The sequence below is a fragment of the Dethiothermospora halolimnae genome (assembly GCF_037577855.1).
Lineage (GTDB): Bacteria > Bacillota > Clostridia > Tissierellales > VENL01 > Dethiothermospora > Dethiothermospora halolimnae.
The window spans coordinates 1-7,693 of the sequence record NZ_JBAKFX010000095.1 but is presented as its reverse complement, the minus strand read 5'-3'; the positions used below and the strand labels follow the sequence as shown (position 1 = coordinate 7,693).

The 7,693-nt window shown below is 28.6% G+C and carries 9 protein-coding genes; all 9 read left to right on the top strand.

What is annotated here, in order from left to right:
• A partial coding sequence (locus V6137_RS19895) for a flagellin N-terminal helical domain-containing protein (RefSeq protein ID WP_425449714.1) occupies positions 1-779 on the top strand: 779 nt, incomplete at its 5' end.
• Between the two features lie 345 nt (positions 780-1,124).
• Positions 1,125-1,895, top strand: a complete 771-nt coding sequence (locus tag V6137_RS19890; RefSeq protein WP_425449713.1) for a cytidylyltransferase domain-containing protein — start codon at positions 1,125-1,127, stop codon at positions 1,893-1,895.
• On the top strand, positions 1,873-2,922 hold the full coding sequence (pseI, locus tag V6137_RS19885; RefSeq protein ID WP_425449712.1) for a pseudaminic acid synthase: 1,050 nt from the start codon (positions 1,873-1,875) through the stop codon (positions 2,920-2,922). The genes V6137_RS19890 and pseI overlap by 23 nt, the downstream gene beginning before the upstream one ends.
• Positions 2,915-3,499, top strand: a complete 585-nt coding sequence (gene pseH / locus V6137_RS19880; RefSeq protein ID WP_425449711.1) for a UDP-4-amino-4,6-dideoxy-N-acetyl-beta-L-altrosamine N-acetyltransferase — start codon at positions 2,915-2,917, stop codon at positions 3,497-3,499. The genes pseI and pseH overlap by 8 nt, the downstream gene beginning before the upstream one ends.
• Positions 3,500-3,509: 10 nt before the next feature.
• Entirely contained in the window at positions 3,510-3,719 is a 210-nt protein-coding gene (locus tag V6137_RS19875) for an acyl carrier protein (protein ID WP_425449710.1), read from the top strand.
• Between the two features lie 19 nt (positions 3,720-3,738).
• Entirely contained in the window at positions 3,739-5,403 is a 1,665-nt protein-coding gene (locus V6137_RS19870; RefSeq protein WP_425449709.1) for an HAD-IIIC family phosphatase, read from the top strand.
• Positions 5,393-5,785 (top strand): VOC family protein, encoded by a 393-nt coding sequence (locus tag V6137_RS19865; protein WP_425449708.1) that lies wholly within the window; start codon positions 5,393-5,395, stop codon positions 5,783-5,785. The genes V6137_RS19870 and V6137_RS19865 overlap by 11 nt, the downstream gene beginning before the upstream one ends.
• An 18-nt stretch (positions 5,786-5,803) precedes the next feature.
• Positions 5,804-6,658, top strand: a complete 855-nt coding sequence (locus V6137_RS19860; protein WP_425449707.1) for a class I SAM-dependent methyltransferase — start codon at positions 5,804-5,806, stop codon at positions 6,656-6,658.
• A 101-nt stretch (positions 6,659-6,759) separates the two neighbouring features.
• The gene (locus V6137_RS19855) at positions 6,760-6,933 is read left to right on the top strand and encodes a hypothetical protein (RefSeq protein WP_425449706.1); all 174 of its coding nucleotides are present in this window, start codon (positions 6,760-6,762) and stop codon (positions 6,931-6,933) included.
• The last annotated feature ends 760 nt before the right edge of the window (positions 6,934-7,693 follow it).

The window sequence follows — 7,693 nt, the reverse complement described above, 5'->3', positions numbered from 1 at the left end:
GACAATTAGGAATCAACAACACAAATCAAGGAAAATCTTTAGAAAAATTATCTTCAGGACAAAGAATAAATAGAGCTGGAGACGATGCAGCAGGACTAGCTATATCAGAAAAAATGAGAGGTCAAATTAGAGGTCTTACTCAAGCTAGTAGAAATGCTCAAGATAGTATTTCATTAATCCAAACAGCTGAAGGTGCTATGAATGAAACTCACGCTATACTTCAAAGAATGAGAGAATTAGCAGTACAGGCATCAAATGATACTAATGTAACTGCTGATAGAACTGCTATAGCGGATGAAGTGAAGCAACTTGAGAATGAAATAAACAGAATTTCATCTCAAACAGAGTTTAATACTCAGAACTTACTAGATGGAACTTTCTCAGGAAAAGATTTCCAAATAGGAGCTAATAAAGGTCAACAAATAACTTTAACTATAGCTACAATGGGAGCAGGTGCTTTAAGTGTTTCTGGAATAAATGCAAAGTTAAGTAATGCTGCTTCTGCAACAGCAGCAATATCAACTATAAATACAGCTATAACTACAGTATCAACTGAAAGATCAAAGCTTGGTGCATACCAAAACAGATTAGAGCATACTATAAAGAACTTAGATACATCATCTGAAAACTTACAAGCAGCTGAATCAAGAATCAGAGACGTAGACATGGCTAAGGAAATGATGGAATACTCTAAAAACAATATCTTGAAGCAAGCTGCTCAATCAATGCTAGCTCAAGCAAATCAAGCACCACAAGGTGTACTTCAGTTATTAAGATAGTAAACTGGATATAAATAAAAATAATGGCGAAGGTTAATTCCTTGCCATTATTTTTTATTTAATTAGTTTTAATGGAAAAATAAATAATAATGTAAGGATATCCAGTGTACATTAGGAGTAATCCAATATACTGGGGATGCTTATAGAAATAAGAAAGTTAGTAGAAATATAATGAATTAATATCAGAAATAGATGGATTAGTTACACTCAATAAGGCTAAGTATTCAAATTTCAGTTGGCCTTTATATATAATACAGTTAGAGTTATATAAGTTTAAGGGATGTTAAAGATGTGGTTAAAGCCTAGGACAAAGTGATTAATTACTATAGGAAGTAGGTGCTTATAATGAAAAAGATAGTCTGTATAATACAAGCTAGGATGGGCTCTACAAGGTTGCCGGGAAAAGTAATTAAAAAGTTATCCGGAAAGACAGTATTATCTCATGTTATAGATAGAGTAAAACAGAGTAAGCTAATACATGACATAGTTATAGCTACAACAGAAAATAAGAAAGATAGTGTGATAGTTGAAGAAGCAAAAAAAAAGCATGTAAAATATTTAAGAGGTAGTGAAAAAGATGTATTAAGTAGATACTATTATGCAGCAAAAGAAAATAATGGTGATATAGTTGTCAGAATTACATCTGATTGTCCATTGATAGATCCACTAATTATAGATAAAATAATAAAAAAATATAAAGAAAATGAGTACAATATAATCACAAACGGTGGCAATGATTTAGTAGAAAGAACATATCCAAGAGGATTAGATGTGGAAGTATTTTCTTTTGATATACTAAAAAAAGCTTATTTAAAAGCACATAAATCTTATCAAAGGGAGCATGTGACTCCTTATATGTATGAAAATAGTAAAAATATATACTATTTCAAAAATGATATAGATTATTCCAAATATAGATGGACTTTAGATACTAAAGAAGATTTGCAATTAATAAAAAATATATATAACAATTTTTATAAAGGGACACATAACTTTTACTTTAAAGATATACTTAAATATATTGAAGAAAATCCACAATTGTCATATATTAACGAGCATGTAAATCAAAAATCATTAGAAAAGGAGGTAAGCAATGAAGGGGCTAAAAAATCTTAATAACAATAATTCAAAATGTTATATAATAGCGGAAATGTCCGCCAATCATGGAGGCAAGTTTGAAAAAGCAGTGGAAATTATACATGCTGCTAAAGAGGCGGGAGCTGATTGTATAAAAATACAAACCTATACCCCAGATACCATTACTATAGACTGTGATAATGAATATTTCACTATTAATGAAGGTAGTTGGAAAGGAGAAACCCTTTATAGCTTATATAAAAAGGCTTATACTCCTTGGCAGTGGCAAGATAGATTAAAAAAAGAAGCAGATAAGATAGGTATAGACTTTTTATCCACACCCTTTGATAAAACCGCAGTAGATTTCTTGGAAGATATAGAAGTAGAAGCGTATAAAATAGCTTCTTTTGAGGTGGTAGACATACCTCTTATAAAATATATTGCATCCAAGGGGAAACCAATCATTATGTCTACAGGGATGGCAACATTAGATGAGATAACTGAAGCCGTTAATACTATAAGAAAAGAAGGAAATAATAAAATATTTATATTAAAGTGTTCCAGTGCCTATCCTTCTATTCCTGAAAATATGAACTTAAACACTATGATAGATATGAAAAAAAACTTTAATGTGCCAGTGGGATTATCGGATCACTCTTTAGGATCTATAGCAGCAACTACAGCTGTTGCAATGGGAGCTAAGATCATAGAAAAACATTTTTGTTTATCAAGGGAAGATGATACAGCAGATTCATTTTTTTCTATGGAACCTAATGAGTTTAAAGAAATGGTTCATAATATAAGATTAGCTGAAAGAGCTATGGGAAAAATAAATTATGAAATATCAGAAAAAGAAAAAATAAGCAGATCCCATAGAAAATCTATTTTTGTTGTTAGAGATATTAAAAAAGGTGAGAAATTAACCAGAGAAAATATTAGAGTCATAAGACCAGCCCAAGGATTAGAACCAAAATATTATGAACAAGTACTAGGCAAAGTATCAAAAACTGATATTAAGAAAGGAACACCATTTACAAAGGATATTATTAGTATAGAAGGTGATTAATATTAAAAGTATAAGTTTTTACAATATATTTGATTTAGATAATAAGTACAAAGAAAAATTATTGGAATGGAGAAATCAGAAGTTTGTTAGGGAGAAAATGTTTAATAGTGATATAATACAAAAAAGAGATCATTATAGATTTCTTAAAGAGGCAAAAAAAAATAAACAGAAAAAAATATATATAGCTTTTTATGACAACAAACCATTTGGAGTGTTAAACTATGATTACTTTTCAAAAGAAAATAGTATAGAGTTCGGATTTTATTTAATAGATGAAACGTACATTAATAGTGGGTTTGGAATTGTTTTAGAATATGCTTTGTTAGAGCATGGATTTAATAATTTAAATTTAGATAATGTCCACTGTAGAACAAAATTATCAAATAATAAGGTAGTAAATTTACATTCTAAATTTGGATTTGAAACTAAAGAAATTTACACAAAAAATGTAAATGAAAATAAAATAGAGATATGTTATCAACAGATTAATAAAGTTATATGGAATAAAAGAAAAGATAAAATTATTAATTTATTAAAATATATAATGCCTATAGATAATATAGGGAAATTATATTAGGAGGATAGTTATGGATAAAATTTTTAAAGTTATATGTGAAGTACTAAATATTAGTGAAGGAGAGATAGATGTTAACACTTCTAGAGATTATTTAGAAGAATGGGATTCTTTGGCACATATTCAGATAATAGCTGAACTAGAAGAACAGATGGATATCAGTATTCCTTTTGAAGAAGTAGCAGAAATAAAAGAAGTTAAAGATTTTAAAAAATACATATAATAAGATTTGGAGGGATTTGATGAGAATTTCGATACTCTCAAATATAAATATTGATATGTTAACAAGAAAGCTATCTAAGTTTCATGATATTTATAGTCCAAAGGGATATGGAAATTGGGTTCAAAGTATATTAAATAAAGATTCAGGTTTAGTAGAGTTTAATCCTGAAGCATTGTTTATACTACTAGATGGGCATCAATTATTAAACCCCTACGATAAAGATTTTTTTAGTATTAAGAAGGATATAGATATGTATGTCTCATATATAGAAACTTTCATAAAAAATAATCAAGAAATAAATACTTTTATTTCTAATATTGACTTACCCTTATTAAAAATAGACAATATAAAAAGTTTGAGAATAGAGAGGAAAATAGAAGAGTATTGGTATGATAGTTTATCTAATTTAGTAGTAGGGTATGATAATCTTTATGTCTTTGAAATGAAATCTCTTATTGAAAAAATAGGACGGGATAATTTTTATTCTAAAAAGATGTGGTACTTAGGAAGTATAGTTTATTCTATTGGGGGGCAGAAAGCTTTAGAAAAGGAAATATTAAGATATACGAAGGCTGTTGAAGGCAAGAGAAAAAAGTGTCTAATTTTAGATTTAGATAATACACTTTGGGGAGGAGTTATAGGAGAAGAAGGTATTGATAACATAGAGTTATCAGAGTTTAAAGAAGGGGCTAGATATAAGGATTTTCAAAAAAGAATAAAAGAATTAAAAGAAACAGGAGTTATTTTAGCCATAGTATCAAAGAATAATCATGAAGATGCAATAGAAGTATTTAGCAGCCATGAACATATGGTATTAAAGGAAGATGACTTTGTTAACATTAAGATAAATTGGGATACAAAGATAAAAAATATAAATGATCTTTCGGAAGAATTAAATATAGGACTAGATTCATTTGTATTTATTGATGATAATCCGGTGGAAAGAGAAAGTGTTAAGATGGCATTGCCCCAGGTTGAAGTTCCGAATTTTCCAGAAGATACTTCAGAGCTAGAAAAGCTAATTACTGAACTATATTATGACTACTTCCTCTCCATCAAAGCAACAGACGAAGATAAAAAGAAGTCACAAATGTATAGGGCAAATATAAAGAGAAAAGAAGAGCTTAAAGGGTCAGGTTCTTTTGATGAATTCTTAAAAAGTCTTAAAACTAAAATCAAGATATGGAAGGCGAAAGAAGTTGATATAGACAGGATAGCTCAACTAACTCAAAAGACAAATCAATTTAACCTAACTACTAAAAGGTATACTAATCATGATATAAGAAATTTTATAAATTCAGAAGAATACGATGTTTATGTTGCTGCAGTTGAAGATAAATTTGGAGATAATGGGAAAACAGTAGTGCTAATAATAAAAAAACATTATAAAGAAAAAACAGTTGAGATAGATACATTTCTTATGAGTTGCAGAGTTATGGGGAGATTTATAGAAAATACCATAATAAACTTTATAGAGAACAACTATAGAGATAAAGGCTATGAAAAACTAATGTGTTACTATTATCCTACTAAAAAGAATAAACCTGTTAGCAAACTATTTGAGAGATATGGTTATACTATTAAATCAATAGACAACGGGGGAGCAAAACAATATATAATAGAACTGGAACGTACTAAATCTACCAAAAAAGAATATGGGGAGCTGATTATAAATGAAGGTTAACCATATAGGATATGCAGTCTATAACATAGAAGATTCAATTGAAGAATTTAAAGAACTGGGATATATAGAAAATGAGAGAAGTGTTGTTGACAAAAATAGAGACATAATTATTCAATTTATGAAAAATGGAGATTATATGGTTGAGCTGATAGCACCAGTAAGTGAAGAATCTCCTATAACTAATATTTTAAAAAAGAGTGGACCGTCACCTTATCATATATGTTATGAAAGTAATAATTTAGAAAATGATATTGCCAATTTAAAAAGTAAGGGATTTATTATAATTAGTTCTTCTAAGGAGGCAATTGCTTTTAATTATAGAAAGGTAGTGTTTTTATATAATAAGAATGTAGGTGTTATAGAATTGGTAGAAAATAACTAAAAAAGCGGAGGGTCTAATGTGAAAAATTTGGATCATATATTTAATGAAATATTTGAAATAAACAAGGATTATAATGTTGTAAAGTGTGAAAGTTGTGGATTTCATCATGTACATCCTTATCCAAAAGATGATTTTCTAGATAATTTTTATTCTATGGAATATAAAGATGAGTTAAAAAAAATAAATCTTTCAGAAAAAGTTAAAAGAATTTGCAACATGACTGAGGGAAAAAATATACTAGATGTGGGTTGTGGTGAGGGAGATTTACTTACTGAGTTTAAAAAGGAAGGTTTTAATGTCTATGGGTTAGAGCCTTCAATAGAATCTGTTAAAGAATGTGAGAAAAAAGGCTTAAATGTAAAGCAAGGGATGTTAGGTTCAAATATGTTTAATAAGAAGTTTGATTTTGTGAACTTAAGCTTTGTATTGGAACATATCCCTAATCCTTCAGATGTATTAAATGTGATAAAGAGAGATTTTTTGAAAGAGGGAGGATATATAATTATAGAAGTACCTAATGATTTTAGTTTTTTACAACAGTGTTATTCAGAATATAATAAAGAAAGCCCCTATTGGATTCATTTTCCTGACCACTTAAATTATTGGAATTTTAACACATTTATACCATTCATAGAAAAACTAGGGTTTGAAATAGTGTACAAGACATCATCTTTTCCTTTAGAAATATTTCTATTAATGGGAGAAGATTATATAAAAAATAAAGAGTTAGGGAAAAAAGCTCATTATAAAAGGGTAGAATTTGAAAAGAGATTAAAGGAAATAGGTTACGGTGAAAAAATATTTAAGATATATGAAAAACTTTCAGAACTAAATATAGGTAGGGAGATTCATTTGGTAGCTAAGAGCTTATAAGCAAAGAATAAAGCTAATCTATTTTTATATGAGAGGTTGTTACATACGAAAAATATTGCTTTTGGGTAGATGGAAATGGAAATATTGGTATGGTGCATATAATGACATACATATCTTTAGCAAATGAATCTAGAAATAGTAAATATAAAGTATATTTCATAAGGAAGTATCAGCAGGGGATAGATAAAATAAAAGAAGAAAAATTTGAGGTAATACATTTATCCTATAGCTCACAATATATCTCTAAAGGATTTACTGATATAAAAATAGACTAAAGAAGTTTCAAAAATATTATAGCTATATATAGTTAAAAAATAAATGCTTTATACCACTATATATATAATTTAAAAAAGCTAAAGTACGACAAATTTTCACCGATGGTACTTAGTAGAAAAAGATAATTTCAATGGAAATTTTAAAAAAATAAAAAAATATTAAAGTAGTACAAGTTATTACCGATAATAATATTGATAAGATATAATAGCTGATTAAACTTAACAAAGTTTATTGGACGAGGATGTCTAAAGACTGATATAAGTTATTAATGTCAATAGTGACTGTAACAGTAGCTTTGAATTTATTCGAAGATTTCTTTTCAAAAATTAAATATATTCGGTTCAGGGACGAACTTTTCATACCTATTGTTTGTAGGACGCAAATATGTTAGGAATATGTAGGCTAGTCTCTTTTTGTCGCATTTCGACAAAAACATAAGTATATTTTAGTATTATATATAGTGCTATAAAGGTGTTAGTAATAGGCAGGAAGCCAGGACAATATGTGGAAATTGGAGACAATATAAAAGTGAAGGTAATAAAAAGTTAACGGGAAGACTTGAGACTGAGAATATACGCTCTAAAAGATATAAAGATAATAAGAAGAAAAATTGAGGGAAGTTGATTTATATTTAGGGACAAGGCATGCCTTGTCCAATTGACTCAAAGTAACCCATCGCTGGGGGATTCATAATCCCATAGCCCGTAAATATTGACGTTACTTAGGGATTCGTAATCCCCAACTCATAAACTAAGTTAA

Excerpts from the sequence above, each read along its gene's own strand:
- V6137_RS19890 (WP_425449713.1), top strand. The coding sequence starts at position 1,125 with ATGAAAAAGATAGTCTGTATAATACAAGCTAGGATGGGCTCTACAAGG.
- pseI (WP_425449712.1), top strand. The coding sequence starts at position 1,873 with ATGAAGGGGCTAAAAAATCTTAATAACAATAATTCAAAATGTTATATA.
- V6137_RS19875 (WP_425449710.1), top strand. The coding sequence starts at position 3,510 with ATGGATAAAATTTTTAAAGTTATATGTGAAGTACTAAATATTAGTGAA.
- V6137_RS19870 (WP_425449709.1), top strand. The coding sequence starts at position 3,739 with ATGAGAATTTCGATACTCTCAAATATAAATATTGATATGTTAACAAGA.
- V6137_RS19865 (WP_425449708.1), top strand. The coding sequence starts at position 5,393 with ATGAAGGTTAACCATATAGGATATGCAGTCTATAACATAGAAGATTCA.
- V6137_RS19855 (WP_425449706.1), top strand. The coding sequence starts at position 6,760 with ATGACATACATATCTTTAGCAAATGAATCTAGAAATAGTAAATATAAA.